23 protein-coding genes, 2 tRNA genes and 1 pseudogene are annotated in these 24,786 nt (G+C 68.1%); 13 read left to right on the forward strand and 13 right to left on the reverse strand.

Annotated elements, in window-relative coordinates; all coding sequences use genetic code 11:
* Positions 1 to 156 precede the first annotated feature (156 nt).
* From QNA08_RS06830 to QNA08_RS19035, 4 genes and pseudogenes are all read left to right on the forward strand, one after another.
* Positions 157 to 531: pseudogene (locus QNA08_RS06830) on the forward strand (phasin); the annotation flags it as partial.
* Between the two features lie 324 nt (positions 532 to 855).
* A complete protein-coding gene (locus QNA08_RS06835) occupies positions 856 to 1,773 on the forward strand; it encodes a phasin family protein (protein ID WP_283739937.1) in 918 nt (305 codons plus the stop codon).
* A gap of 183 nt (positions 1,774 to 1,956) precedes the next feature.
* A tRNA-His gene (locus QNA08_RS06840) sits at positions 1,957 to 2,033 on the forward strand.
* 709 nt (positions 2,034 to 2,742) lie between these two features.
* On the forward strand, positions 2,743 to 3,009 hold the full coding sequence (locus QNA08_RS19035; protein ID WP_422679868.1) for a DUF982 domain-containing protein: 267 nt from the start codon (positions 2,743 to 2,745) through the stop codon (positions 3,007 to 3,009).
* 250 nt (positions 3,010 to 3,259) lie between these two features.
* On the opposite strand, the gene QNA08_RS06845 is transcribed toward QNA08_RS19035, so the two are convergent.
* The 4 genes from QNA08_RS06845 to QNA08_RS06860 all read right to left on the reverse strand — a co-directional run bounded on the left by QNA08_RS06845 (position 3,260) and on the right by QNA08_RS06860 (position 7,536).
* Positions 3,260 to 4,231 (reverse strand): tripartite tricarboxylate transporter substrate binding protein BugD, encoded by a 972-nt coding sequence (locus tag QNA08_RS06845; RefSeq protein ID WP_283739938.1) that lies wholly within the window; start codon positions 4,229 to 4,231, stop codon positions 3,260 to 3,262.
* Between the two features lie 161 nt (positions 4,232 to 4,392).
* The gene (locus QNA08_RS06850; RefSeq protein WP_283739939.1) at positions 4,393 to 5,892 is read right to left on the reverse strand and encodes a tripartite tricarboxylate transporter permease; all 1,500 of its coding nucleotides are present in this window, start codon (positions 5,890 to 5,892) and stop codon (positions 4,393 to 4,395) included.
* A gap of 9 nt (positions 5,893 to 5,901) precedes the next feature.
* A complete protein-coding gene (locus QNA08_RS06855; RefSeq protein ID WP_283739940.1) occupies positions 5,902 to 6,435 on the reverse strand; it encodes a tripartite tricarboxylate transporter TctB family protein in 534 nt (177 codons plus the stop codon).
* 141 nt (positions 6,436 to 6,576) lie between these two features.
* Positions 6,577 to 7,536, reverse strand: coding sequence for a LysR family transcriptional regulator (locus QNA08_RS06860; protein ID WP_283739941.1), 960 nt, complete (start codon positions 7,534 to 7,536; stop codon positions 6,577 to 6,579).
* Between the two features lie 237 nt (positions 7,537 to 7,773).
* Here QNA08_RS06860 and QNA08_RS06865 point away from each other — a divergent pair, with 237 nt between their 5' ends.
* From QNA08_RS06865 to QNA08_RS06885, 5 genes are all read left to right on the forward strand, one after another.
* A complete protein-coding gene (locus QNA08_RS06865; protein ID WP_283739942.1) occupies positions 7,774 to 8,715 on the forward strand; it encodes an alpha/beta fold hydrolase in 942 nt (313 codons plus the stop codon).
* Positions 8,712 to 9,779, forward strand: a complete 1,068-nt coding sequence (locus QNA08_RS06870) for a tartrate dehydrogenase (protein WP_283739943.1) — start codon at positions 8,712 to 8,714, stop codon at positions 9,777 to 9,779. Before QNA08_RS06865 ends, QNA08_RS06870 begins: the two co-directional genes overlap by 4 nt.
* Positions 9,780 to 9,854: 75 nt before the next feature.
* Positions 9,855 to 10,541 carry a TerC family protein gene (locus QNA08_RS06875; protein WP_283739944.1) on the forward strand — a complete coding sequence of 229 codons (687 nt, stop codon included), beginning with the start codon at positions 9,855 to 9,857 and terminating at the stop codon, positions 10,539 to 10,541.
* A gap of 379 nt (positions 10,542 to 10,920) precedes the next feature.
* Positions 10,921 to 11,631 (forward strand): AzlC family ABC transporter permease, encoded by a 711-nt coding sequence (locus QNA08_RS06880; protein ID WP_283739945.1) that lies wholly within the window; start codon positions 10,921 to 10,923, stop codon positions 11,629 to 11,631.
* Entirely contained in the window at positions 11,624 to 11,959 is a 336-nt protein-coding gene (locus QNA08_RS06885) for an AzlD family protein (RefSeq protein ID WP_283739946.1), read from the forward strand. The genes QNA08_RS06880 and QNA08_RS06885 overlap by 8 nt, the downstream gene beginning before the upstream one ends.
* Here QNA08_RS06885 and QNA08_RS06890 read toward each other — a convergent pair.
* From QNA08_RS06890 to QNA08_RS06905, 4 genes are read right to left on the reverse strand one after another with little or no spacing between them, the layout of a single operon-like run.
* A complete protein-coding gene (locus QNA08_RS06890) occupies positions 11,946 to 12,398 on the reverse strand; it encodes an arsenate reductase ArsC (RefSeq protein ID WP_283739947.1) in 453 nt (150 codons plus the stop codon). The genes QNA08_RS06885 and QNA08_RS06890 overlap by 14 nt on opposite strands.
* A 4-nt stretch (positions 12,399 to 12,402) precedes the next feature.
* On the reverse strand, positions 12,403 to 12,882 hold the full coding sequence (locus QNA08_RS06895; RefSeq protein WP_283740090.1) for a UPF0262 family protein: 480 nt from the start codon (positions 12,880 to 12,882) through the stop codon (positions 12,403 to 12,405).
* Between the two features lie 43 nt (positions 12,883 to 12,925).
* Entirely contained in the window at positions 12,926 to 14,218 is a 1,293-nt protein-coding gene (gene hisD, locus QNA08_RS06900) for a histidinol dehydrogenase (RefSeq protein WP_283739948.1), read from the reverse strand.
* A gap of 1 nt (position 14,219) precedes the next feature.
* Positions 14,220 to 14,660, reverse strand: a complete 441-nt coding sequence (locus QNA08_RS06905) for a DUF2948 family protein (RefSeq protein ID WP_283739949.1) — start codon at positions 14,658 to 14,660, stop codon at positions 14,220 to 14,222.
* A gap of 194 nt (positions 14,661 to 14,854) precedes the next feature.
* Here QNA08_RS06905 and QNA08_RS06910 point away from each other — a divergent pair, with 194 nt between their 5' ends.
* Positions 14,855 to 15,172, forward strand: a complete 318-nt coding sequence (locus tag QNA08_RS06910) for a hypothetical protein (RefSeq protein ID WP_283739950.1) — start codon at positions 14,855 to 14,857, stop codon at positions 15,170 to 15,172.
* Positions 15,173 to 15,260: 88 nt separating this feature from the next.
* Here QNA08_RS06910 and murA read toward each other — a convergent pair whose 3' ends face one another.
* Positions 15,261 to 16,550 carry a UDP-N-acetylglucosamine 1-carboxyvinyltransferase gene (murA, locus tag QNA08_RS06915; protein ID WP_283739951.1) on the reverse strand — a complete coding sequence of 430 codons (1,290 nt, stop codon included), beginning with the start codon at positions 16,548 to 16,550 and terminating at the stop codon, positions 15,261 to 15,263.
* 39 nt (positions 16,551 to 16,589) lie between these two features.
* A complete protein-coding gene (locus QNA08_RS06920; protein ID WP_283739952.1) occupies positions 16,590 to 16,769 on the reverse strand; it encodes a hypothetical protein in 180 nt (59 codons plus the stop codon).
* Positions 16,770 to 16,987: 218 nt separating this feature from the next.
* Here QNA08_RS06920 and hemA point away from each other — a divergent pair, with 218 nt between their 5' ends.
* Together hemA and QNA08_RS06930 are read left to right on the forward strand one after the other, a co-directional pair.
* A complete protein-coding gene (hemA, locus tag QNA08_RS06925; RefSeq protein ID WP_283739953.1) occupies positions 16,988 to 18,214 on the forward strand; it encodes a 5-aminolevulinate synthase in 1,227 nt (408 codons plus the stop codon).
* A 137-nt stretch (positions 18,215 to 18,351) separates the two neighbouring features.
* Positions 18,352 to 18,426: transfer RNA gene (locus QNA08_RS06930), tRNA-Thr, on the forward strand.
* 403 nt (positions 18,427 to 18,829) lie between these two features.
* Here QNA08_RS06930 and QNA08_RS06935 read toward each other — a convergent pair.
* Positions 18,830 to 20,113 carry a porin gene (locus QNA08_RS06935; RefSeq protein WP_283739954.1) on the reverse strand — a complete coding sequence of 428 codons (1,284 nt, stop codon included), beginning with the start codon at positions 20,111 to 20,113 and terminating at the stop codon, positions 18,830 to 18,832.
* Positions 20,114 to 20,519: 406 nt separating this feature from the next.
* Here QNA08_RS06935 and QNA08_RS06940 point away from each other — a divergent pair, with 406 nt between their 5' ends.
* The gene (locus tag QNA08_RS06940; RefSeq protein ID WP_283739955.1) at positions 20,520 to 22,304 is read left to right on the forward strand and encodes an SLC13 family permease; all 1,785 of its coding nucleotides are present in this window, start codon (positions 20,520 to 20,522) and stop codon (positions 22,302 to 22,304) included.
* Between the two features lie 77 nt (positions 22,305 to 22,381).
* Here QNA08_RS06940 and QNA08_RS06945 read toward each other — a convergent pair whose 3' ends face one another.
* Together QNA08_RS06945 and QNA08_RS06950 are read right to left on the reverse strand one after the other, a co-directional pair.
* Complete coding sequence (locus QNA08_RS06945; RefSeq protein ID WP_283739956.1) at positions 22,382 to 23,440, reverse strand: AbrB family transcriptional regulator; 1,059 nt, start codon at positions 23,438 to 23,440, stop codon at positions 22,382 to 22,384.
* Positions 23,441 to 23,562: 122 nt separating this feature from the next.
* A complete protein-coding gene (locus QNA08_RS06950; protein ID WP_283739957.1) occupies positions 23,563 to 24,756 on the reverse strand; it encodes a pyridoxal phosphate-dependent aminotransferase in 1,194 nt (397 codons plus the stop codon).
* Positions 24,757 to 24,786: the final 30 nt, after the last annotated feature.

The raw sequence follows: 24,786 nt of genomic DNA on the forward strand, positions 1-24,786 counted from the left end.
ACATCTTGTCCCAAGGGAGCTCGCCATAGGGTTAATGCGGCATGCGCCGCCGCCCCGGTCGCGAGGGGCGCAGTCTATGCGAGACCTTGATTTGTGCAATGCACAATGTTATATCGCAACGCACAAGAGTACGGCGCCACCACCAGGAGGACGACCATGAGCAAGGGCATTCCGAACTACGAGATCCCCACCGAGATGCGCGACTTCGCCGAGAAGAGCGTCGAGCAGGCGCGCAAAGCCTTCGACGGCTTCATCGGTGCCGCGCACAAGACCGTCGACACCGTCCAGAACTCCACCCTGAGCGCACAGACGAACGCGCAGGACGCGGCTCGCAAGACGCTGGCCTATGTCGAGCAGAACATCGGCGCGGCCTTCGATCTGGCGCAAAAGCTCGTCCGCTCGCGCGATCTGCAGGAAGCGCTGCAGCACCAGGCCGACTATCTGAGGGCGCAGTTCGCCGCACTCCAGGAGCAGGTCAAGGACTTCAACGCGAGCGTCCAGGCCGCCGCCCAGAAGGCCGCCGCCGAAGCGACCAGGCGCAAGGCCTGACATGACGGCCGGAGCGTCCTGCGAAGTAGCGGCCGCCGGTTCGACGGAGAACCGCGGGCCCGCGCACCGGGAGGACGCGCCGGCCCTTCGTTGGGATGTGGCCCAGATCTTCCGAGGTCGGGCACATCGGAAGATGGTCTGGAGCATCATGCCGAGAGGTGTGAAGCGGTTCTCGGACGGACGCGCGCTCCAGGTCGCTGAAATCGATCGCGACGGGTCTGGTCTGTTTCAGGCCGGGCCCCTCGCGCTCTAGCCGGGCTCCCGGAAGGGGCGCCCGCGGTTTCGGACTCCGCGAAGGAGGAAGCGATGAGCAACAAGGCGAACGGCACGCCGCCGACGGTGAAGAAGGTGGAGGAAGCCAAGCCGGTGTCCCCCGCCCCGACGGCGCCCTTCAAGATCGCGCCCGTCGTCGAGGCGCCGGGTCCTGTCAAGCAGGCGTCCGAGGCTGAGAAGCCCGTGCCGACCGCTACCGAGGCGAAGTCCGTGGTGACGAGCCTGCCGCCGGTGAAGCCGGACATCGTGGCCCCTGCGGCGGCGGCGCCGGTCAAGCCCGCAACCGCCGTCAAGTCCCCGGGCAAGACGCCGGCCGGCTCGGCAACCCGCACCACGACGAAGCCTGCCGGCAAGGCTGCCAAGCCCGCATCCCGTCCGGCGGCCAAGCCGGCCGCAGCGGCAGTGGCAGCCAGGGCGCCGACCCCGCCGGTCGCGCCGGCCAAAGTCGTGGTCGCCGTTTCCACAACCGCCCAGGAAAGCCCGAAGGCTGAACCGCGACCGGCAGCAGACATCGCCAAGACCGTTCAACGGATGCTGCCGCAAGCCAGACAAGCCGCGGAGGCGATCGCCACGCCGGTCGACGTTCTGCTGACCGAGGGCCTGGCGCAGGCGCGCAAGGCCTATGAACTCGCCCGCGCCTCGCAGGAAGCCTTGAACGAGCGCTTCATGGCGAGCGCCGCGGCGACCTCGAAGGGCCTCGCCGAACTCAATGGCCAGATGTTCGATCTCGTGCGCAGCCAGTCCGACATCGCGCTCGACCTGTGGCGGCGACTGATGGACGCGCGCACGCTGTCGGAGGCCGTTCAGGTGCAGACACGCGAGGTGCGCCGCCATTACGAGGCGACGGCCGAGCAGGTGAAGGACATCGCCGAGACTGCGAGCCGGGTGGCGAACGACGCTCTCGCCCCGGTTCAGGCCGCCTTCGCCGACCTTCGCAAGCAGCTCTCCTGAGTTGCGGCCGCCGATCCGACCGGCGGCCCCGGCACGCGGGCAGCGGGCCACTCGACACCGCACCCCTTTCGTGGTGGAGGGGCCCGCCTGACGTCTTGCAATCGCCGCTCTTTGCGCTTAGGAGGATCGCGTCGCGCCTGATGATGCCCCGAGCGGTGGACCGTCGGTGCGGGACGCCCGTGGGCAGCTGTAGCTCAGTTGGTTAGAGCGCCTGATTGTGGATCAGGAGGTCCCCCGTTCGAGCCGGGGCAGCTGTACCATCTCCTTCTCCCGAAGACATTGATGTGGACCGTCGGCATCGGCAGTGCACGCCTGTAGCGCGCCGCGACCTTTCGCAGCGATCGGCGCGAATTCGTGCAATGGCGGCGGCCGGCTTTGCTGGCGTTCCCGCTCGACGGGGTCGATTGCAGGGGACGCCTCGCGCGGTGCTGACGACGTTGCACCGTAGGCCATCAACCGCCCTTTGCCGCACCGCCCCGGGGACCAGGCCCAGGGACAGGAGGCGGCCAACGGTACGCGCCCTGCCCCGCCTTTCCGCCTCCCCCGGGATAGTGCAACGTGGCTCTCGCAGCGACATCGTCGTCTTGCCAGAGCACTTCCCGCTTCAATTGAATCGGGAAGTGCGTCAATCTTCTGAGAACAGAGCATTTTCGCTGGTGCGGACCTTCGGTTCTGCGTCAAACCGGCGTCCACTTCCGCGGAAAATGCTCTAGAGACCTGGAGTTCGACGTAGGCGCCGTCAGCTCGCCGGCGCGTGACAGCCGTCCCAACAGCCAGATCGACGAGTTCCTCCCCCAAGTACCTACACCCTGCCGCCGAACCTCAACGCCCCGGCCTGTAAACAGCGCTTAGCGCGGGATGCCAACCTCCTCATTCTCTCCGCCCAATGAGCCTTGCTAGATTTTCTTCCGATATTCCTTTTTGTCAAACAGGCCACGGAGTATGATCCATCAAAGGAGAAACCCAATTATGGATAATCTCACATTCCCAAAATCGGTACGATTGAATATCTATCGTACTCCAATACGTAGGATAACAGACGCAAACTTTGTCCTGAGCAGCAGATGGCCAGTTGAACATATTCTCGGAAACGATGGGCGCGAGCCGGAAGTATTCAGGAATGCTCGTAACGCCTGCACGCTGGCGCTGATCAAGAGAACGCAGGAGGCCGTGGCGGAAGCGCGCAGCGCATTCGTCGATGCTGCAAGGGCAGCCGGCATTCTCGCTGTCAGGTGACATGATCTGCGTCAGAAGGCGGCTCTTGAGGCGGCTCTTGCGGAAATACCACCCCGGGAGCCTGAGCTCTCCTTCCGCGCGAGGAGTGACAATACGATCGCGCGTCCTGATGTGGGGGCCCCTGCCTCAGACGAAGACGGCGGGCAGAAGCCCGCCGCCCGTCGACGTCACCGGTGATCCGTCAGGGCGCAGTCACCCCTTCCCCGCGGACATTGCCGCTGGCCGCGGACCGACCGGCTGTGAAGGCGGCTTAGTTCGCGGTCGCGCCCGCCGCCTTGAGCACCGGCGTCCAGCGCGCCACCTCGCTCTCGACAAGCTTCTGCAGCGCCTGCGGCGAGCGCCCGGCCTTGTCGGGAATGACGCCGCCGAGTTCGAGGAGACGCTTGCGCGTGTTCTCGTCGTCGAGCGCCTTGACCAGGGCATCGTTGAGCTTGGCGACGATCTCCGGCGACGTGCCCTTCGGCGCGAAGACGGCATTCCAGGCGCTCACCTCGTACTCGGGCAGGCCGCCCTCCTTGGTGGTGGGCACGTTCGGCAGCGAGGGCGAGCGCTCGGGCGTGGCGATGGAGAGCGCGCGGATGGTGCCGGCCTGGATCTGCGGCACGAGATTGACGATCTGGTCGCAGGCATAGTCCACCTGCCCGCCGACGAGGTCGTTGATCGCCGGGCCCGTGCCCCGGTAGGCGACGCGCGACGGCTTGGCGCCGAGCAGCGAGTTGAGAAGCGTGCAGGTGGTGAAGGACACGGAACCCACACCCGCGTGCGCCTCGTTCACCTTCTCGGAATTCGCCTTCATGTAGGCGATGAATTCCTTGAGATCCTTCGCCGGGAAGTCCTTCCGCGTGACGATGAGGATCGGCGTGCCGGCCGCGAGGCCGACGGGCGCGAAGTCCTTCGTCGGATCGTATTTCAGGTTCGGATAGAGCGCGGGCGCGGCGCCGTGCGTGCCCATGTGGCCCATCATGATGGTGTAGCCGTCCGGCGCTGCCGCGGCGCCGCGGGCGATGCCGGTCGTGCCGCCGGCGCCGGCCACGTTCTCCACGACGATCTGCTGGCCGAGCGTCTTCGACATGTGTTCGCCCACGATGCGCGCAACGACGTCGGTCGGACCGCCGGCGGCGAAGGGCACGATCATGGTGATCGGCCGCTCGGGATAGGCCGCCTGTGCGGAGCCGGCGGCCAGGCCGACCGCCGCCGCAAGGGACACAAGAAGCTTCTTCATGCTGTTCCTCCCGGAGTAATGCGCCATTGCAGGCAAGCTAGAACATGATCCGCAAAAGTGGGAACCGGTTTCGCCAATGCCTCATGCCTGAACAAGAAGCTGGAGCGTGAGTCCGAAGGCCTTCGGGGACAATCGCGCTCCAGCCCGACCATCCCCGACGTTCACTCGGCGAAGGCCTCGTTGCGGCTCTTGCGGACCGCCGGCAGCACGGCCACGACGAGCAGCGCCAGGGCAACGAGAAGCAGCCCCGCGCTGACGGGGCGCTCGGCGAAGGTCATGATGTCTCCCCGCGAGATGATCAGCGCCCGGCGCAGGTTTTCCTCCATCAGCTTGCCGAGCACGTAGCCGAGGAGCAGCGGCGCCGGCTCGAAGCCGAATTTGATGAAGGCGTAGCCGACGATGGCGAAGGCCGCGGTGAAGATGACGTCCGCGGGCGAATTGTTCACCGAATAGATGCCGATGCAGGAGAACACCAGGATCGCCGGGAACATGAGACGGTAGGGCACCTTGAGCAGCCGGACCCACATGCCGACCAGCGGCAGGTTGATGACGAGCAGCATCAGGTTGCCGATCCACATCGACGCGATCATGCCCCAGAACAGCGTCGGGTTCTTGGTCATGACCTGCGGACCGGGCACGATGCCGTGGATCGTCATGGCGCCCACCATCAGCGCCATCACCGCGTTCGGCGGAATGCCGAGGGTGAGCAGCGGAATGAACGAGGTCTGGGCGCCGGCATTGTTCGCCGATTCGGGACCGGCGACGCCCTCGATCGCGCCCCGCCCGAAGCGCGACGGATCCTTGGCGAACTTCTTCTCGAGCGTATAGGAGGCGAAGGGGCCGAGCACGGCGCCGTTGCCCGGCAGGATGCCGAGCGCCCCGCCGAGGAGCGTGCCGCGCAGGACAGGCGCCGCCGACTGCTTGAGGTCCTCCCAGGAGGGCAGGAGCCGGCCGATGCGCTGCTTCACCACATCGCGCGCTTCCGGATGCTCGAGGTTCCGCAGCACCTCGGCGAAGCCGAAGATGCCCATGGCGAGCACGGCGAAATCGATGCCGTCGGCGAGCGGGGCATAGCCGAACGTCATCCGCTCGGCGCCTGTCTCCAGGTCCGTGCCGACCATCGACAGGAGGAGGCCGACGAGGATCATGGCGACGGCCTTGAGGATCGACCCGCGCGCGAGCACGACGGCGAAGACGAGGCCCATGACCATGAGCGAGAAATATTCCGCCGGGCCGAAGAGAAGGGCAAGCCCCGTGAGCGGCTTGGCGAGGGCCGCGATGATCAGCGTCGCCACGCAGCCCGCGAAGAAGGAGCCTATGGCCGCGATGCCGAGCGCGATGCCGGCACGGCCCTGTTTGGCCATCTGGTGGCCGTCGAGGGTCGTGACGACCGCGGTCGCCTCGCCCGGAATATTGACGAGGATCGCTGTCGTCGAGCCGCCGTACTGGGCGCCGTAATAGATCCCCGCGAGCAGGATGAGCGCGCCCACCGGGTCGAGGCCGAAGGTGATCGGCAGGAGCATCGTGATGGTGGCGATCGGCCCCACGCCCGGCAGAACGCCGATGAGCGTGCCGATGAGGCAGCCGACGAAGGCGAGGCCGAGGTTCTGCAGCGTGAGGGCCGTCGAGAAGCCGAGCGCGAGATTGCTGAAGATGTCCATCGCGCGCCCTCAGAGATAGAGGCCGGCAGGCAGGCCGGGCAGCACGCCGGGCGGGATGATGAGCACCGGCAGCGGCAGATTCAGCACATACCTGAACAAGCCGATGCAGAAGGCCGTCACCACCAGTGCGAAGGCAAGGAGTTCCCTCAGCCGGGTCTCGGGCGACGCCACGCCGGAAACGATGGCCACGAGCGGCCCTGCGACGGCGAGACCGACAGAACGGATCGTGAAGGCGAAGGCGAGGATCCCGAGGCACACGAAGAACGGCCCGCGCAGATGCCAGCGCTCCAGCGGATCGCCGTCCTTCACGAAGGAGACGGCGACGAGCGCGGCGCCGCACAGCCCGATCAGCACGGCGATGGCGCGCGGCAGCATGCCCGCCCCCATGGCACGCAGGGTCCCCTGGTCGAGGTCGCGGCCGGCCCACAAGGCGAAGACCATCAGGGCGACGAGGCTGAGGCCCGCTGCGAAGTTCTGCGGTGAACGGATTGCGTGACTCCCCTCATCGGAGCGGGCCGTGGGGCCCGTTGGATGTTCCGACATTGCCTGTCCTCCCCCCTCGCCATCTTTCGGCGTGCCGCTGCCGGGTTCCCCGGCGCTTCTTGCACCATGCGGCGAACGGATCAAGCCGAGCCGTGGCCGGCGTCCCACCCGCCTTCGAGCTTCCCTGCAACGCGCGGACCGTCAGGCCTTGAACCGCGTGCGCCCCGGCGGGCGCAGGAAGGGCAGGAGCTTCTCGTCGTCCATCAGGGTGACACGATCGCGCAGGATCTGCAGGAAGGCGTCGCGAACCCCGAGCCGCTGGTGCGGGCGCCAGGCCACGCCGACCAGGGAGCCGGGCGGCGGCGGGTCGAGCAGAAGGCCGGTCAGACGCCGCACGGCCACACCGGGACGGCTGAACCGGGCGATCCAGTCCGGAGCGAGCGCAAGCCCGATGCCGGCCGCGACGGCCGCCATCATGGCCGGCTTCTCGGTCGTCTCCTGAACGACGTTGGGAACGGTGCCGACGCTTTCGAAATAGGCCATGACGAGATCATAGGCATAGGGACGGACGCGCTTCGACGGCACGATGAAGGGTTCGCCCACCAGCTCCTCGATCCCGATCGTCTCCCGGGCCGCGAGCCGATGCCCCTCGGGCAGGAGCACGGCTGGCAACTCCACGCGCAGGATCTCGAAGGCGCAGTCCGTCGACCGGCGTGGCGGCCGGATAAGGCTGATGTCGAGGCGCCCCGTCTCCAGCATCTGCAGTTGCGGCGCCGTCATGGCCTCGACGAAACGGATTTCGGTGTCCGGATGGCGGGCGCGGAATTCCACGATGATCTCCGGCAGGAAGCTCGCGGACGCGCTGTCGATGGCGCCGACCCTGAGCACCTTGCTGGTGGTCAGCGCCGCTTCACGCACGTTGCGCGCGGCTCGATCGGCGCGCGCGAGAATGGCCTTGGCTTCCTCGAGCAGCAGGAGGCCTGCGCGCGTCAGCGTCACGTGGCGCGTCGTGCGCGTGAGCAGCGGCGCGCCGAGCTCGGATTCGAGTGCCCGGATCTGGCGGGATAGCGCCGGCGGCGCCAGGCCCACGCGCTCGGCGGCGCGGCCAAAATGCAACTCTTCGGCGACGGCGATGAAGCACCGCAGCTGACGCAGGTCCATGCCTTCGTCCCCCCTCGGGTTCGTTCTGCCGGATTTCTGGAAGCCTTTCCCGAAATATCGAGTGCGACGCCCCACGATCGAGATCACGCCAATTCATAATTTAATAGCACCAATCAACCTGATCCGACAGGAGACGTTCGTCCGATTATGCAATTTCGCGATGGCGCCAGCGCCGCCATTGCGCGCTAAGAGAGTGGTCGAGCACAGCCCGGACGGGGGTGACCGGCCTTCTTCGCCATGACCGTGACCGAAATTCCGACGCACGACGAGCTCTTCCCGGGCTTTCGCGCCTTCGACATCACCACGCCGGAGGTCCGTATCCGCGCGCGCGTCGGCGGCGAGGGTGCGCCGCTCCTCCTTCTGCACGGCTATCCGCAAACACACGTGATGTGGCATCGGATCGCGCCGCGGCTGGCCGACCGCTTCGCCGTCGTCTGCGCCGACCTGCGCGGCTATGGCGACAGCGGCAAGCCGGCCACGGCCAGCGACCATGCGCCCTATTCCAAGCGCACCATGGCGGCGGACATGGTGGCCGTGATGCGCGCACTGGGTCACGAGCGCTTCTTCGTCGCCGGGCACGATCGCGGCGGGCGGGTCGCACACAGGCTCGCCCTCGACCATCCCCAGTGCGTGCTCAAGCTTGCAACGCTCGACATCGCGCCAACGCGCGAAATGTACCGCAATACGACGGAAGCCTTCGCCCCGGCCTATTGGCACTGGTTCTTCCTGATCCAGCCAGCCCCCTTCCCCGAGCGCATGATCGGCGCCGATCCGCAGGCCTACTGGCTGAAGAAATGCGGCTCCGGCAGCGCTGGCCTCGCCCCCTTCCTGCCGGAAGCTCTTGCCGAATATCTGCGCTGCTTCCGGGACCCGGCCGCAATCCACGCCAGCTGCGAGGACTATCGCGCCGCGGCCGGCATCGACATCGCGCATGACGACGCCGACGGCGGACGCAAGGTGGCGGCGCCGCTGCTCGCGCTGTGGGGCGCGCACGGCGCCGTTGGACGCTGTTTCGACGTGCTCGGGCTCTGGCGCGAGCGCGCCATCGACGTGCGCGGCCATGCCCTGCCGGGCGGCCACTATCTCGCCGAGGAGCTGCCGGACGAGGTCGGGGCGGCCCTCTCCTCCTTCTTCCTCGCGGACCGAGCGAGTTCTCCAGGACGGGCCCCATCCCCATGACGAAGACCTATCGGATCGCGGTCATCCCCGGCGACGGGATTGGCAAGGAGGTTGTGCCCGAGGGCCTGCGCGCTCTCGAGGCGGCGGCGAAGCGCTTTGGCTTCGAGCTCGCGCTCGACCATTTCGACTTCGCCTCGTGCGACTATTATGCCCGCCACGGGCGCATGATGCCGGAGGATTGGAAGGAGCGGATCGGCGGCCACGACGCGATCTTCTTCGGCGCCGTCGGCTGGCCGGCGACCGTGCCCGACCACGTGTCGCTGTGGGGCTCGCTCCTGCTCTTCCGCCGGGAGTTCGAGCAGTATGTCAATCTGAGGCCGGTGCGGCTGATGCCGGGCGTGCCCTCTCCGCTCGCCGGGCGACGGCCGGGCGATATCGACTTCCATGTCGTGCGCGAGAATACGGAGGGCGAATATTCCTCCGTCGGCGGCCGCATGTTCGAGGGCACCGATCGCGAGGTCGTCATCCAGGAGACCGTCATGACGCGCACAGGCGTCGACCGCATCCTGAAATATGCATTCGAGCTTGCTGCCCGGCGTCCCATGAAGCACCTGACCTCCGCCACGAAGTCGAACGGCATCTCGATCACCATGCCCTACTGGGACGAGCGCGTGGCTGCCATGGCGAAGGCCTATCCGGGCGTGCGCTGGGACAAGTATCACATCGATATCCTCGCCGCGCATTTCGTCCTCAACCCGGATCGCTTCGACGTGGTCGTTGCCTCCAACCTCTTCGGCGACATCCTGTCCGACCTGGGACCTGCCTGCACCGGCACGATCGGCATCGCCCCCTCCGGCAACATCAACCCCGAGCGCCGTTTCCCGTCGCTGTTCGAGCCCGTGCACGGCTCGGCGCCAGACATCGCCGGCCAGGGCATCGCCAATCCCGTCGGCCAGATCTGGTCCGCCGCCATGATGCTCGATCATCTCGGCGAGACGGCCGCCGCGAGCGCCATCCTGGGCGCCGTCGAACGCATTCTGGCCGAGCCGGCCGCACGCACGCGCGACCTCGGCGGCACGGCCGATACCGAGGCCTGCGGCAGCGCGATCGCCGCGGACATCTGACACGACCAGTGGCTGCACCCCGGCGCCCCCTGGCCCCGGGTTGCGCATAGCGAGAAAAAGGATTACGCGCCCCCGATGACCCTCGACGCCCAGTTCCTGACCTCCATCCTCCAGATCATCTGGATCGATATCCTGCTGTCCGGCGACAACGCCGTCGTCATCGCGCTCGCATGCCGTTCGCTGCCGGAGCGGCAGCGTCGTCTCGGCGTCGTCCTGGGCGCGGGAACGGCGGTGCTGTTGCGCATCATCTTCGCCTTCATCATCTCCCAGCTTCTGGCCCTGCCGCTCCTCAAGCTCGTCGGCGGTCTCCTCCTGCTGTGGATCGCCGTTAAGCTGGTGACGGAGGAGGAAGAGGACGGGCACGACATCAAGGAGAGCGGACATCTGTGGGGCGCGGTGCGCACCATCGCCATCGCCGATGCCGTGATGAGCCTCGACAATGTCGTGGCCATTGCCGCGGCGGCGAAGGGCCATGCCGAGCTCTTCATCTTCGGCCTCATCCTCTCCATTCCGCTGGTCGTCTTCGGCTCGACGATGATCATGGCGCTCATCGCGCGCTTCCCCGTCTTCGTCTGGGCGGGCGCGGCACTCCTCGGCTGGATCGCCGGCGAGATGATTATCTCGGACCCGTGGATCATCGGCCACATCGGCGAAGTGTCCAAGACGATGCACTACGTGGCCGCCGCGGCGGGCGCCGCCCTCGTGATCGTCATCGGCTGGGCATTCCTGCGCCTCGCCGGCCGCCGCGAAGTCTCCGCCTGACGCGCTCACCGGAGAAGCGTGGCGGTGACGGATCCGTCGCCGCCACGGCTCGGGCGATGGCTGTACCATGCGCCACCGAACCGCGGGCGAGGGGAGCAATGTTGGTCCCCTCGCCCGCGTGGCCTTTGCGGGCAAACTGCCGCGCCGTGCCGCCCAGGGCAGCGTGGAACATGTACGACCGGCGGGAGAGCGGGTCCCTCGCCGCTCCCGATCGCTCAGTGCATGCCCGGTTCCTCGATCCTGCGGATCCGGCTGCCTGCCACCTGCCGGACCCGGTCTGACCTGCCATGCCCAGGGCGCATTTGACACGCCGCAGCGGTCCCGGTCTTGTCGCGCTTCGCGGAACGGCGGTTACCGCACCGCCACCACGGGGTGGCCCATGACGAAAACCACGGAAACGCAGCTCGCGCTGACGCGCGCGGGCCTTGTCGAGGGCATGCGGCTCATCCTGCCCTTCGTGCCCGGGGTCGTCATTTTCGCCTCGGCCTTCGGTGCCGCCGCGGTGCAGAAGGGGCTGACACTCGGGCAGGCGCTCTTCATGAGCGGCGCCGTCTATGCCGGTGCGGCCCAGCTCGTGTCCCTCGAGCTGTGGACGCGCCATTGGACACTCGCCTCGCTCCTCGCCATCACCGCCGTGGCCGCGACGGTCAATGCACGCATGGTGCTCATGGGCGCCGCGCTGCAGCCCTGGCTCAAGGGGACACCGACGCCCCTCAACGCCGTCAACCTCTTCTTCTTCACCGACGCCAACTGGATCACGGCGACGCGCTACCAGATGAAGGGGGGCACCGACCTGGGCGTCATGCTCGGCGGCGGCTTGTTCCTTTGGGTGGTCTGGGTGGCGGCGACACTGCCCGGCTATCTCCTCGGCAGTCTCATGCGCGATCCGAAGGTCGTCGGCTTCGATCTGGTCATGCCGATCGTCTTTACCGCCATGGCCATTCCGCTGTGGAAGGGGCGCCGCGACAGCATTGCCTGGGGGGTGGCCGGGGTGGTCGCGCTCACCGTCTCCCAGCTCTTCTCCGGCTATGCGTTCATTGTGGCGGGGGCGCTCGCCGGCGCACTGGCCGGGGCCTTCATCGATGACTGAACAGTGGTCCGCCGGTGAGGCCGGCCCGTTTCTCGCCATCCTCGCCATGGCCGCAGTGACCTACGTCTGCCGCATCCTCGGCGTGGTGCTCATGAGCCGCGTGCCGCTGACGCCGCGTGTGCGCCGTGGCCTCGCCGCCCTGCCGGGCTCCATCATCGTCGCGACCGTGCTGCCGCTCGCCCTGCGCTCCGGCCTCCCGGCCGCACTCGCCCTCGTCTGCGCCGGGCTCGTCATGCTCTGGCGGCGCAACGAACTCCTCGCGCTCGCCGTGGGCCTCGGCGTCGTCACGCTGGCGAGGGCGCTCGGCTCCATGATCACGGCGCCTTGAGGCGCTCCTTGATGCGTTCGACGAGAGCGTCGCGCACGCTGCGATAGGCGTTGAGCATCTGCTCGCGCGAGCCCTGCACGGCGGTCGGATCGGGGGTCGGCCAGTATTCCACGTCGACGGCGAGCGTGCGCGTGAGGTCGAGGGCGCGGTGATGCGCCTCGGGCGACAGGGTAATGATCAGATCGAAGCCCGTGTCCTCGAGATCCTCGATCGCCGTCGGCCTGTGCCTCGTGATGTCGATGCCGATTTCGTCCATGACGGCGACGGCGAAGGGGTCGAGTTCGTCCGGCCGCACGCCGGCGGAGGCGACATAGAGCGAGCGGCCGAAATAATGCCGTGCGATGCCCTCCGCCATGGGGCTGCGCACCGCATTGAAGCCGCACATGAAGAGGACCGCCTGGACGCGACGCGGATGGGCGGGGGCCTGCGGGGCCACCATCCGTTCAGCCCTTCCAGTGCAGCGCGAAGATGAGGGTGAAGAGGCGGCGCGCCGTATCGAAGTCGATGACGATCTTGCCGTCCAGTCGTTCGCGCAGCAGTTCGGCCGCCTCGTTGTGCAGGCTGCGGCGTCCCATGTCGATCGCCTCGATCTGCGACGGCGAGGCCGTGCGGATGGCGGCGTAGTAGCTTTCGCAGACGAGCTCGTAGTCCTTGATCACGCGCCGGAGTGGTGTGAGCGACAGGTAGTGCGTGACGACATGCCCGCCGCCCGCGACGCGCACGTCGAAGACGAGCTTTCGGTCGGCGAGCCCCAGTGTCAGCGCATAGGGACCGCCGTCGTGTTCGGCCACGGCGAAGCTGTTCTTTTCCAGGATGTCCCAGATGGCGACGGCGCGCTCGTGCTCCTGGTCCGGCGTGCAGCGTCCGAGCGACGCCTCGTCGAGCATGACGAGGGTCAAGCGGCGGCGCTCGGATTCCTCCATCATCCGTCTCGGGACTCCCTTCCCCGCATCCATAGCCCGAACCTCAGAGGTTGAGCCGGATACCGACCGAACCCGCGTGGGCGGCCAGCCCCTCGGCCTCGGCAAGCGCAATGGCGGCCGGGCCCAGGGCGCGCAGGCTCTCCGGTCCGCATTTGAGGATGGACGTCCTCTTCATGAAATCGAGCACACCGAGCCCGGAGGAGAAGCGTGCGGAACGGGCCGTCGGCAGCACGTGGTTGGGTCCGCCGACATAGTCGCCGATCGCCTCCGGCGTATAGGCGCCGAGGAAGATCGCCCCCGCATTGCGGATGCCGGCGGCGAGGCCCTCGGCACCCTCGGCCTCGATCTCGAGATGCTCGGGCGCCAGCCGGTCCACGAGGGGCACCGCCTCGGCCAGCGACGGCACGAGGATGACGGCGCCGAAATCCCGCCAGCTCGCGCGGGCGATATCCGCCCGCGGGAGCGTCGCCAGCCGGCGCTCGACGGCTACCTCGACGGCATCCGCGAGCTCCGCGCTGTCGGTGATCAGGATGGCCTCGGCCGCCGTGTCGTGCTCGGCCTGGGCGAGAAGGTCCGCGGCGAGCCACTGGGGGTTGGCGCTCGCATCCGCAAGGATCAGCACCTCCGACGGACCGGCGATCATGTCGATGCCCACCTGGCCGAAGACGCGGCGCTTCGCCGCCGCCACATAGGCATTGCCGGGCCCGACGATCTTGGCGACCGGAACAATGGTCTGCGTCCCGTAGGCGAGGGCAGCCACGGCTTGCGCGCCGCCGATCCGATAGACCTCGTCGACGCCGGCGAGCCTGGCGGCGGCGAGAACGAGCGGATTGAGCTCGCCCCTCGGCGCCGGCACCACCATGACCACCCGGGGCACGCCCGCGACCTTGGCGGGCACGGCGTTCATGAGCACGGAGGACGGATAGCTCGCCGTGCCGCCCGGCACATAGAGCCCGACGGCCTCCACCGCCGTCCAGCGCCAGCCGAGCGTCACGCCGAGCGCATCGGTGTAGAGGGCATCCTCCGGGCGCTGGCGCAGATGATAGGCCTCGATGCGCGCCTTCGCCTCCCTGAGGGCGTCAAGCACCCCGGGCGCGCAGGCGCGCACGGCCGCATCGATCTCGGCCTCATCCACGCGCAGGCTCTGCGCCGTCAGTTCGAGGCCATCGAAACGGCGGGTGAAATCGATGACCGCCTGGTCGCCGCGGGCGACGACATCGGCGATGATCGCAGCGACCGCCTGGTCGACGTCCTCGGACACCTCCCGCTTCATGGCGAGGAGCCGCGAGAACGCATCGGAGAATCCGCGAGCACGGGCATCGAGGCGCAACGGCATGTCAATCGTCCTTGTCGGTTGACGGGTGCGCCGGACGGCCGGCCGCTTCCCACGCGGGGCCGAGATCCTTGAGCTGAGCCTCGATGCACTCGACATCGAGACGCACGGCCGCACCGCCCGAGAAGACGAGGGTGAGGGTGCCGGACGGCGCGTCCGTTTCCTCGAAAGTGATGGCGAGCAGATTGAGAACCTGGTCCTCGCGGCCCGGGTCTATGCCGAGGCGCCGCACCGCCGAGACGCGCTCGAAGTGAAGGGCTGCGAGACGTCGGCGCGGCGGCTCGCCCTCCGGTGCCTCCCAGTCGAAACGTCGCAGGGCGAGGAGGAACCGGCGCTGCCTCGGCACGTAGACGAGATCGTCGGCCCGCACCACTGCATCCTGCAGATGCGCGGAAATCACACCGAGGTCCTGACTGTCGAGCGCGATGAGCCTGAGAAGCTCCATGGCCGTTCCGATGAAATGACGTCGCCCGTTGTTATCGGCGCCGGGCCCGCCACGCAACCGCGCTCGATCCCACGGTGGACACGCCTGGAACAATGGCTTTCATGCAACGTTCAGGCTTATGGAGCTTTTCTCGCAGGGACCGCTTTCGTGCGGATGCGACTTTTCATGACGGCCTTCGGGCCGGGAGGCTTGAGATGAACCTTCGCTCCCTCGTGCTCGCCGTGGCCACTGCCGCGAGCGCCCTCGCAGCGAGCGGCGCCGCGCAGGCACAGTGGTACCCGTCGCCGGGCTACGACGACGGCTACTACGAGCGTCGTTACTACCGTGAGCGTCCCCGCTACGACTACGACGACGATTACTACTACGAGCGCCGCTACTACCGGCCGCGCGCCCGCTTCGGCAGCATGTGCGTGACTGCCCGCGGGAACTGCCCGGCCTCGGGATATGTCGGCGCAAGTTGCAGCTGCTACATTCCTGGCTTCGGCCCGAAGCGCGGCAACATCGTGCGCTGACGACCGTCCGGGCGCGATCCCCGGCTCACCCGGATCGCGCTCGAACAACCGGGAAATATGGTCCGCTCCGGCGTGGCTGAGCCCGTGCTCAGCCCGAGAGGCGTTCGATGATGGCCCCGCAGCGGGCGAGCTTGGTTTCGAGCGCCTCGAACCCGCGATCGAGGTGGTAGACCCGGTTGACCACGGTCTCCCCTTCCGCCGCCAGCGCGGCGATGACCAGCGACACGGAGGCGCGCAGGTCGGTCGCCATGACGGGCGCGCCCTTCAGCCGCTCCACCCCGTCGACATAGGCAACGTCGCCATCGAGGCGAATGCGCGCGCCGAGCCGGGCAAGTTCCTGCACGTGCATGAAGCGATTCTCGAAGATCGTCTCGCGGATGCGCGCCGTACCCCTCGCCCGCGTCATCAGGGCCATCAGCTGAGCCTGCAGGTCGGTGGGAAAGCCGGGGAAGGGCTCGGTGGTGACATCGACGGGCGCGATGCCCGCTCCATTGCGGGCAATGCGCACGCCCTCGTTCGTCGCTGATACCTCTGCACCGGCCTCTACGAGCACGTCGAGCGCCGATTGCAGGAGTTCCGGCCGCGCGCCCTCCAGCATGACGTCGCCGCCGGTCATCGCCACCGCCATGGCATAAGTGCCCGTCTCGATGCGGTCGGGCAGCACGCGGTGGGACGCACCCGACAGGCGCGGCACGCCCTCGACCACGATGCGCGACGTGCCCGCGCCCGTGATGCGCGCGCCCATCTTGACGAGGCATTCGGCAAGGTCGACTACTTCCGGCTCGCGCGCCGCGTTCTCGATCACGCTCGTTCCCCGCGCCAGGACGGCAGCCATGAGCGCGGTATGGGTGCCGCCGACGGTCACCTTGGGGAAGACGATGTCGGCGCCCTTGAGGCCGCCCGGGGCGCGCGCCACGGCATAGCCCCCGTCGATCTCCACCGTGGCGCCCAGGCGCTCGAGCGCCATCAGCAGAAGATCGACGGGCCGCGTCCCGATGGCGCAGCCCCCGGGCAACGACACGCGTGCCTCGCCCATGCGCGCCACGAGCGGCCCGACGACCCAGAAGCTCGCGCGCATCTTGGCCACGAGCTCGTAGGGCGCGGTCGTGTCGATGATGGTCGCGGCCTTGAGGCGGATGCTCTGCCCCGTCTCGGCCGTCTGGCCCGGGCGCTTGCCGGCGATGGCGTGGTCGACGCCGTGGTTGCTCAGGATACGCAGGAGCAGCGACACGTCGGCGAGCCGCGGCACGTTGTGCAGCTCGAGCGTCTCGTCCGTGAGCAGGCTCGCGATCATCAACGGCAGCGCGGCGTTCTTGGCGCCGGAGATCGGGATGGTGCCATTGAGCTTCTCGCCACCGACGATGCGAATGCGGTCCATCGGGTCATCCTTGTTCTTGCGGGCCGCAGGGCGCGGCCGTCAGTTGCGCTCGCGATCCGTCGCAGACGTCTCGCCGGCATCAGCTGTGCCTTGCGTCACCTCGCCGGCGGCGTGCGCCGCCGCACGGCGGCCGCGATCCTGCTGCTTGCGGCGCCTGAGATTGTCGCGCAGGGCCGCGGCAAGCCGCTCCTTGCGCTGATCCTTGGTGTCCTTCGGCATCGCAGCGGAAGTTGGTTTTCTCTCCGGCGATGGTTAGCCGCCCGTAAAGCGTATCACAAGCCGGCGAAAAGGGGGGCCGGCTCGCAGCGAGCCGCCCGTGCGGCGATGGGGCGCCTTGCTCCCCCCTGGCGGGCGTGAGACGTCACCTGTCGTTGCCGTGTCGGACAGGCTATTCTCTCGAAGAGCTCGGCGGGCATCGGACCGCCGACGGGACGCCCATGGACTACGATCGATTCTTCCACGATGCGCTCGAGACCCTGCATCGGGAACGCCGTTATCGCGTCTTCGTGACGCTCGAGCGCGACGCCGCCCGCTTTCCCCATGCCGTCTGGCACAGCCCGGACGGACCGCGCGACGTCGTGATGTGGTGCACCAACGACTACCTCGGCATGGGCCGCCATCCGGACGTGATCGAGGCGATGGCGGCGACCGCCCGGCGCATGGGTGTCGGTGCCGGCGGCACGCGCAACATCGCCGGTACCAGCGAGCCGATCGTTGCCCTGGAATGCGCGCTGGCTGACCTCCACGGCAAGGAGAGCGCGCTTGTCTTCACCTCGGGCTATGTCTCCAACGAGACCGGCATCGCCACCATCGCCAGGCTCCTGCCCGACTGCCTCATTCTGTCGGATGCGGACAACCACAATTCGATGATCGAGGGCGTGCGCCGCTCGGGCGCCGAGAAGAAGATCTTCCGCCACAACGACCTCGAGCATCTCGAGGACCTGTTGCGCAGCGCCGGGCGTGAGCGGCCGAAGCTCATCGTCTTCGAGAGCGTCTATTCGATGGATGGCGACGTCTCGCCCATCCACGCCATCTGCGACCTCGCCGACCGCTACGGCGCCATGACCTACATCGACGAGGTGCATGCCGTCGGCCTCTATGGTGAGCGCGGCGCCGGCTATGCCGAGGAGGTCGGCGCGCTCGACCGGCTCGACGTGATCGAGGCCACCCTCGCCAAGGGCTTCGGCTGCGTGGGCGGCTACATCGCTTCGCGCCGTGCCGTGATCGATGCCGTGCGCTCGAACGCTCCGGGCTTCATCTTCACCACCGCCATGCCGCCGGCGGTGGCGGCCGCTGCGCTTGCCTCGGTCACCTATCTGAAGGGCGGCATCGAGGAGCGCCGGCGCCACCGCACGCAGGTGGGGCGCACGAAGGCGTCCCTCGCGGCGGCGGGCATTCCCGTCAAGCCCGGGCCCACGCACATCGTGCCCGTCATGGTCGGCGATCCGGAGCTCGCCAAGGCGGCGAGCGACCTGCTCCTCGCCGAGCACGGCATCTACGTGCAGCCGATCAACTATCCGACGGTACCGCGGGGCACCGAGCGCCTGCGCGTGACGCCGACGCCCTTCCACGATGACGGGCTCATCGAGGCGCTGACCGAGGCGCTGATCGCCGTGTGGCGCAAGCTCGACCTGCCCTTCGCGACGCGTGCGGCCGCAGCCTGAGGAAGCTGCGGCCGGGGCGCCTTCCGCTGCCCGCTCGGCCCGTCGTCCACAGCGACAAAACGCCATCCATCGCAGCTTGCGCCGACTCGCCGCTTGTGGCAGGTTCCGCGCGCTTTCGGACCCTGACCGGTCCGCGGGCTGCCGTAGCTCAGTGGTAGAGCACTCCCTTGGTAAGGGAGAGGTCGAGAGTTCAATCCTCTCCGGCAGCACCATTTTCTCAAGCAAAAACAATCACATACAGGAAGCCGCCAATTGGCGGCTTTGGCCGTTTCTGCGCGATTGCACGGACATCATGCGAACAGCCGTGCAAAAGCGTGCAAAATCCGTGCATGCCCGTTCGCTAGTCGTTCTCATCTAGCACCAGACTCGACTCTCTCCCCCTCCCGCGCTTTGTTCCTATTTCGTTCTCAAAAGGAACAAGGACATGCAGGCCTTCAGGCACGGCGAGAACCTTCACGCGCCGACCGTGCGTGGCGCCGTTGGGCGTCCGGTGACCAAGCGGTGCCCCGCTTCGGAGCCCGCGGCCTCCGCTCGCCGCGCACCGGATGACAGTCATTCGCACAAAGCCGCCGGGGTGCCACCCCGGCGGCTTTGCATCTGCGACAGAGGACAGGGTCAGAAATCGCGCTGCAGGCGCAGGCGTGTCTCGATGGCATCCGCCGAACCGACGAGACGACCGGTCGCGTCGTTGTTGGCGTAGACGCGGCCGCGCGGATCCACCCGGCGGTAGAGCGCCTCGACGCCGATGTAGAAGCCGCTCACCGGAATCCACGAGACATTGGTGCCGATGCGCCAGTCCGTCGTGTCCACGAAACCGGTGGTGGCACCGGCCGCGTTCACCACCGAGCCGCTCGCGGCATAGTCGATGCGGCCGTAGGAGCCGAACACCGCCTGGCGCACCTGCGGCGTCCAGTAGTGCAGGAAGAGCGCGGTCACCGCCCACGCCTTCGAACGCTTGGCGTCACCCGTGCCATCGACGTAGACGTCGGTCTGATTCAACGTGATGTCGCCAACCGACGTGTTGCCGAGCCCGAGGTAGCTCATGGCACCCTCGGCATAGCCGCCCTGCAGCCAGAGCTGGTCGCCAGAGGCGATCATCGGCAGCTTGAGCTGCAGGCCGCCCTGGACGGCAAAACCGTAGTCCGTGTCCACGAACGGCTGCGGCGCGAAACCGGGGACGAAGTTCGTGCTGCGCATCTGGTGCAGCGCAGCCGACATTTGCACCATTCCCCAGCTCTGGTCGACGCGCAGCTGGCCGACGACGTCCGGCAGGCGCTCGCCACCGGAGGTGAAGTTCTGGTCGCCGGGGGGCACCGCGACATTCGCGTTCTGGATCTGCCGGCGCGCGTTGCCGTCCTCGAGCGACAGCGTCGCCATGAAACCGCTGCCGAAAGTCGCGGTGTAGGCGAGTGCGTTGGCGGAGAAGTCCGAAACCAGGATCGCGCCGAAGTTGTAGTCGTTCGTGTAGAAGTCGAAGAACGACTGCGTGCGGCCGGCGGTGATGCCTGCGAACTGAATGAAGGCCCGCTCGAGATTCGTCGTATCCGCGCCGAAATTGCCCGTGTTGCTGGTGAATTCGTAGCGGATGAAGGCGCGCAGGGTTCCGTAGGTCGTCGCCGTGCGCGTGTCGATGTTCAGGCGGGCCCGGGCGCGGAAGCCGATGGCGTCGTCCGTCCGCTTTCCGGGCTCGAGATAGCGCACTTCCGCACGCAGGCGCCCCCCGATGCGCAGGCAGGTATCGGTGCCCGGAATGTAGAAGAAACCCTCACCCTGGGCGGAGCACACGCGGACATATTCGACCGGCGCCGCCTTTTTCATGGGCAGATCGGCCGCCCCGGCGGCTCCAGCCGCGACGAGACCGGCCGTGCCGACGAGAAGACCATGCTTGAGCAAAACCATGGAGCCTCAATCCTTCCGATACGACCTGCCCGAGCGAGCCGGAGAATCTCCAACACGGGTAAAGTATCACGCGCCCCCTTGCAGATGGGGACGCGCGGAAGACCCGTTCGCCTGTGTGTCCTTGAGGCCACGTCCGACAAGCTGCGGCCGCGCCCGAGCAGCCCCGTGAAATGCCGGCGACACCCCGTACGCCACGCCGACGGATTCCCTGATGGTCGTCTCGCGGACGACGGCAGGTGCGCTTGAGCACATCGCATCACATTCGAATCACGATCGCGGCACATGCGTTGCCTTCCGGCCACGATCAGGACGCAACCGTGCTATCGGCCGACCGACTTGACGGCTTTCGCGGGCGCGGCGAGCCTCCGCCTTGACTGTCCGTTCATGACGACCGATCCGGTGGCCAATGACCCTCGACCAGGCGCTCGCCTTCGCCATCGTCATCGCCATGATGGGGCTCTTCGTCTGGGGCCGCCTGCGCTACGACGTCGTGGCGATGATCGCGCTCCTGGCGGCGGTCGCCGCGGGCGTGGTGCCGGCGGACAGGGCCTTCGCCGGCTTCGGCGACGACATCGTCATCATCGTGGCGAGTGCGCTCGTCGTGAGTGCCGCGGTGGGACGGTCCGGCATGATCGAGCTGGTGCTCAGGCGCGTCGGACCATACCTGAAGACCACGGGCCAACAGGTCTTCGCCCTCGTGGCGGCGGTGACCCTCATGTCGGCCATCGTGAAGAACATCGCCGCACTCGCCATGCTCATGCCCGTGGCGTTCCATCTCGCCCGGCGCACGGACACGTCACCCTCCTATCTCCTCATGCCGATGGCTTTCGGCTCGCTGATCGGCGGCATCATGACACTCGTCGGCACCTCTCCCAACGTCATCGTCTCGCGCGTGCGGGCCGAGACCATGGGCGAGCCGTTCCGGATGTTCGATTTCACCCCCGTCGGTGCGAGCATCGCCGTCGCCGGCGTCATCTTCCTCACCGTCGGCTATCGGCTTCTCCCGGCGGCGCGCAAGGGCACGGCGTCGATCGAGGCTGCCTTCAACATCGAGGACTACACGACCGAGGCGAGCGTCCCCCCCGATTCCAGCATCGTCGGCAAGACCGTCGGCGATCTGGAGAAGCTGGCGGAGGGCGAGGTCGAGGTCACGCGCATCATCCGGGGGCATCTGCGCCGCTTCTCGCCGTCGGTCCGGCGCATCATCGAGGCGGGCGACATCCTGCTTCTGGAGGGGGAGCCCGCCGCACTCGAGCGCGTGGTGGCGCGGGCCAAGCTGAAGCTCGCCCGCGAGGATGCCGCCCCCGGAAAGGCCGAGGCGTCGGACGAGATCGGCGTCATGGAGGCTGTGGTCACGGGCGACTCGCTTCTCATCGACCGCACGCCGCTGGACCTGCGTCTCTACGAACGCTTCCAGATCAACGTGCTCGCCGTCAGCCGACGCGGGGAGCGCATCAAACATCAGATGCGTGCCGTGCAGTTCCGCGCCGGCGATGTGGTCGTGCTGCAGGGCAACCTCAAGTTCATGCCCGAGATCCTTGGCGAACTGGGTTGCCTGCCGCTCGCCGAGCGCGAACTGCGCCTCGGCGCGAGCCGGCGCAGCCTCCTGCCCGTGGTCATCCTGGGCGCCGCCATGGTGCTGATGGCGCTCAACATCGTGCCGGTCGCCGTCGCCTTCTTCGGAGCGGCCGTGGCGCTGCTCGTGACCAACGCCATCTCACTGAAGGAGGCTTACGGCGCCATCGAATGGCCGATCCTTGTCATGTTCGGCGCGCTCATCCCGGTCAGCGACGCGATCCGCACGACAGGCGGTACGGACCTGATCGCCGGTTGGCTGTCCATGGCGGCTGAGGCCATGCCGCCCCTCGGCGCACTGGCGCTCATCCTGGTGGCGGCGATGGCGGTCACCCCGTTTCTCAACAACGCTGCGACAGTGCTCGTCATGGCTCCGATCGCCGCCGGCTTCGCCTCGAAACTGGGCTACAGGCCAGACCCGTTCCTCATGGCGGTCGCCATCGGTGCCGCCTGCGACTTCCTAACCCCTATCGGGCATCAGTCGAACACGCTCGTCATGGGACCAGGCGGCTATCGCTTCGGCGACTACTGGCGCCTTGGCCTGCCCCTCTCGATCATCGTCGTGATCGTCGGGGTGCCTCTCATCGCCTTCTTCTGGCCCCTCGTCGGACGTTGAGGCGACGCGGGCGCACCGATGCCGTGGCGTCCGCTCGGTTGACGCCCCGGCCGGCTCGCGCTCTTGCAAGGGGTGAATCAGATGGCCGGGCCGCCGCGCCGGGCGAGCCAGCTCGCGGCGAGTGGCAGGGCGACCCCGATACCCAGGAAACGGGCGAGATGGTGGGCGCCGACATAGATCGGATCGAGCCCGAGCACGAGCGCGAGCACCGTCATCGCCTCCAGCCCTCCCGGCGCGAAGGCAACGAGGGCGGCTCCGAACGGCACGCGCGCGAACTCGGCGGCAGCGACGGCGAACAAGGCTGCCACGACACCGGAAACCGCGAAGGAACCCAGCGCCGCCGGCAGGCTCGCCACGAGGGACGGCCGGTCCACCGTCCTGAAGCGGGTGCCGATGAAGGCTCCGAGGAGGATGAGCGCGAAGATGCCGAGGTCGCCGGGCAGCGCCCCGCGCACCCAGCCGCAGGCGTGGGCCACGGCACTGACCAGGGTCGCGCCGAGCAGCATGGGCGCCGCCATGCCGATCCGCTTCAGCAGGGTGCCGAAGATAAGGCCGCCGAGAAGGACGAGCCCCAGCGCCGCCGGGCTCATGTCCCCATTGTGCACCGCCGCGAGGGGCCGCCCGCCATCGATGGCGAAGACGACGCTCGGCAGCACCACGACGAGGACCGCGAGGCGAAAGGACTGCACGACGGCGATGGGGCCGATGCGCGCCCCGCGATCGGCCGCAACGGCCATCACGGTCGAGAGCGCCCCCGGCGCCGAGCCGAGCATCGCGTCGATGCGCGACCAGCCGGCGAGGCGCGTGAGCCAGGCGCCGGACAGGAGGACCACGACGACGACCGATAGCGCGAGTAGACCAAGGCTCGCGGGATAGCGCGCGAAGGCGCCGAGCGCCTCGGGTGTCGCCGCGCCCCCCATCGACACGCCGGCGAGCAGCATGGCCGCGTCCGAGAGGCCGGGTGGCATCGCGACCGCGCGGCGGACGGCGCAGAGCAGCGCCACAGCCACCACCGCCCCCGACAGCCAGGCTGCCGGCACCCCGGCGAGGGAAAAAAGGTAGCCGCCTGCCGCCGCCACGGCGGTCTGAACGACCTGACGCAGGAGCGACGAGCTGTTCGGACCGGGACCTGCCATGAATCGATCGCGCGGGAAGCGGCGCAGCGCACCTGGAAACCACCGCGATGAATGCCGCCTCGCCGCCGGCCGGTCAAACCGTGCCGGCGCAAGGCGGCCCTGCGCGGCGAGCAGGGCGCCGGTCAGGCTGCCGCCCGGCCGAGGACGCCGGCGAGCCGGCGCACCGCCTCCTCGAGATCCTCCGCCTTGCGCGCGAAACACAGGCGCAGATAGCGCTCGCCGCCCTCGCCGAAGGCCGTGCCCGGTGCGAGGCCCACGTTCGCCTCGTCGACGAGGCGGATGGCGAGGCGGCGCGTATCCGCCACGCCGTCGACCGAGAAGAAGAGATAGAAGGCTCCCGCCGGTTCGGCGAAACGCACGCGCCCCGTCGCGGCGAGGCCGCGGCAGACGATGTCGCGCCCGCGGCGGGCGCGCTCGATCTGATGCGCGACGAAACCCTCGCCGTGATCGAGCGCGGCGATGCCTGCCCGTTGCATGAAAGTGGCGACGCCGGAGGTCGAATATTGAATGAGATTCTCGATGACGTCGCCCAGCGCGGGATCGGCCTCCAGCCAGCCGATGCGCCAGCCCGTCATGGCCCAGTTCTTGGAGAAGGTCTGCACGAAGAGGATGCGATCGCGCTCCTCCATCACATCGCGGAAGGAGGGCGCACGGACCGAGCCGTCATAGACGAAGCGGCCGTAGATCTCGTCCGCGATGATCCACAGGCCGTGCTTGCGGGCGATGGCGAGGATGGCGGCGAGTTCGTCCTGCGTCGCCGTCCAACCTGTCGGATTGGACGGAGAGTTGACGACGATCGCCTTGGTGCGCGGTGTGATCGCCGCCGTGAGACGATCGAGATCGAGGAACCAGCCGGAGGGCTGCAGCGACATCGGTACGGCGACCGGTCGCGCGCCCGCGATGCCGATGGCCGCGGCGAAGTTCGGCCAGCCGGGGGTCGGCACGATCACCTCGTCGCCGTCCCCCGCCAGCATGCGCACCGCGATCTGCAGCGCCTGCATGCCGGAGCCGGTCACGAAGAAGCGTTCGTGGGAACAGGTCCGTCCGTAGACGCGACCGATGTAGCGCGCCAGCGCCTCGCGCAGTTCCGGAACGCCGCGCTGCCAGGTGTAGAAGGTCTCTCCCGCGGCCAGAGAGCGCGTTGCCGCCTCCGAGATGAAGGAAGGGGTCGCGAGATCGCCCTCGCCGACCCAGAGGGGGATGAGGCCGGGCCTGGTGCGGCCGTGGTTCACCACCTCGACGATGCCGCTTTCGGGCGCCTCGCGCGCCTCGCGGCGCAGGGTGGAGAGAAAGTCGGTTGCATTGTCGGTCTGCATGGCGGTGCCGGTGCGTCCTCGCTTGGGGTC

This window comes from Chelatococcus albus, from assembly GCF_030067675.1.
Classification (GTDB): domain Bacteria; phylum Pseudomonadota; class Alphaproteobacteria; order Rhizobiales; family Beijerinckiaceae; genus Chelatococcus_A; species Chelatococcus_A albus.

Bases quoted from the DNA above. Each gene is read 5' to 3' on its own strand.
- QNA08_RS06835 (WP_283739937.1), top strand. From the start codon at position 856: ATGAGCAACAAGGCGAACGGCACGCCGCCGACGGTGAAGAAGGTGGAG.
- QNA08_RS19035 (WP_422679868.1), top strand. From the start codon at position 2,743: ATGGATAATCTCACATTCCCAAAATCGGTACGATTGAATATCTATCGT.
- QNA08_RS06845 (WP_283739938.1), bottom strand. From the start codon at position 4,231: ATGAAGAAGCTTCTTGTGTCCCTTGCGGCGGCGGTCGGCCTGGCCGCC.
- QNA08_RS06850 (WP_283739939.1), bottom strand. From the start codon at position 5,892: ATGGACATCTTCAGCAATCTCGCGCTCGGCTTCTCGACGGCCCTCACG.
- QNA08_RS06855 (WP_283739940.1), bottom strand. From the start codon at position 6,435: ATGTCGGAACATCCAACGGGCCCCACGGCCCGCTCCGATGAGGGGAGT.
- QNA08_RS06860 (WP_283739941.1), bottom strand. From the start codon at position 7,536: ATGGACCTGCGTCAGCTGCGGTGCTTCATCGCCGTCGCCGAAGAGTTG.
- QNA08_RS06865 (WP_283739942.1), top strand. From the start codon at position 7,774: ATGACCGTGACCGAAATTCCGACGCACGACGAGCTCTTCCCGGGCTTT.
- QNA08_RS06870 (WP_283739943.1), top strand. From the start codon at position 8,712: ATGACGAAGACCTATCGGATCGCGGTCATCCCCGGCGACGGGATTGGC.
- QNA08_RS06875 (WP_283739944.1), top strand. From the start codon at position 9,855: ATGACCCTCGACGCCCAGTTCCTGACCTCCATCCTCCAGATCATCTGG.
- QNA08_RS06880 (WP_283739945.1), top strand. From the start codon at position 10,921: ATGACGAAAACCACGGAAACGCAGCTCGCGCTGACGCGCGCGGGCCTT.
- QNA08_RS06885 (WP_283739946.1), top strand. From the start codon at position 11,624: ATGACTGAACAGTGGTCCGCCGGTGAGGCCGGCCCGTTTCTCGCCATC.
- QNA08_RS06890 (WP_283739947.1), bottom strand. From the start codon at position 12,398: ATGGTGGCCCCGCAGGCCCCCGCCCATCCGCGTCGCGTCCAGGCGGTC.
- QNA08_RS06895 (WP_283740090.1), bottom strand. From the start codon at position 12,882: ATGGAGGAATCCGAGCGCCGCCGCTTGACCCTCGTCATGCTCGACGAG.
- hisD (WP_283739948.1), bottom strand. From the start codon at position 14,218: ATGCCGTTGCGCCTCGATGCCCGTGCTCGCGGATTCTCCGATGCGTTC.
- QNA08_RS06905 (WP_283739949.1), bottom strand. From the start codon at position 14,660: ATGGAGCTTCTCAGGCTCATCGCGCTCGACAGTCAGGACCTCGGTGTG.
- QNA08_RS06910 (WP_283739950.1), top strand. From the start codon at position 14,855: ATGAACCTTCGCTCCCTCGTGCTCGCCGTGGCCACTGCCGCGAGCGCC.
- murA (WP_283739951.1), bottom strand. From the start codon at position 16,550: ATGGACCGCATTCGCATCGTCGGTGGCGAGAAGCTCAATGGCACCATC.
- QNA08_RS06920 (WP_283739952.1), bottom strand. From the start codon at position 16,769: ATGCCGAAGGACACCAAGGATCAGCGCAAGGAGCGGCTTGCCGCGGCC.
- hemA (WP_283739953.1), top strand. From the start codon at position 16,988: ATGGACTACGATCGATTCTTCCACGATGCGCTCGAGACCCTGCATCGG.
- QNA08_RS06935 (WP_283739954.1), bottom strand. From the start codon at position 20,113: ATGGTTTTGCTCAAGCATGGTCTTCTCGTCGGCACGGCCGGTCTCGTC.
- QNA08_RS06940 (WP_283739955.1), top strand. From the start codon at position 20,520: ATGACCCTCGACCAGGCGCTCGCCTTCGCCATCGTCATCGCCATGATG.
- QNA08_RS06945 (WP_283739956.1), bottom strand. From the start codon at position 23,440: ATGGCAGGTCCCGGTCCGAACAGCTCGTCGCTCCTGCGTCAGGTCGTT.
- QNA08_RS06950 (WP_283739957.1), bottom strand. From the start codon at position 24,756: ATGCAGACCGACAATGCAACCGACTTTCTCTCCACCCTGCGCCGCGAG.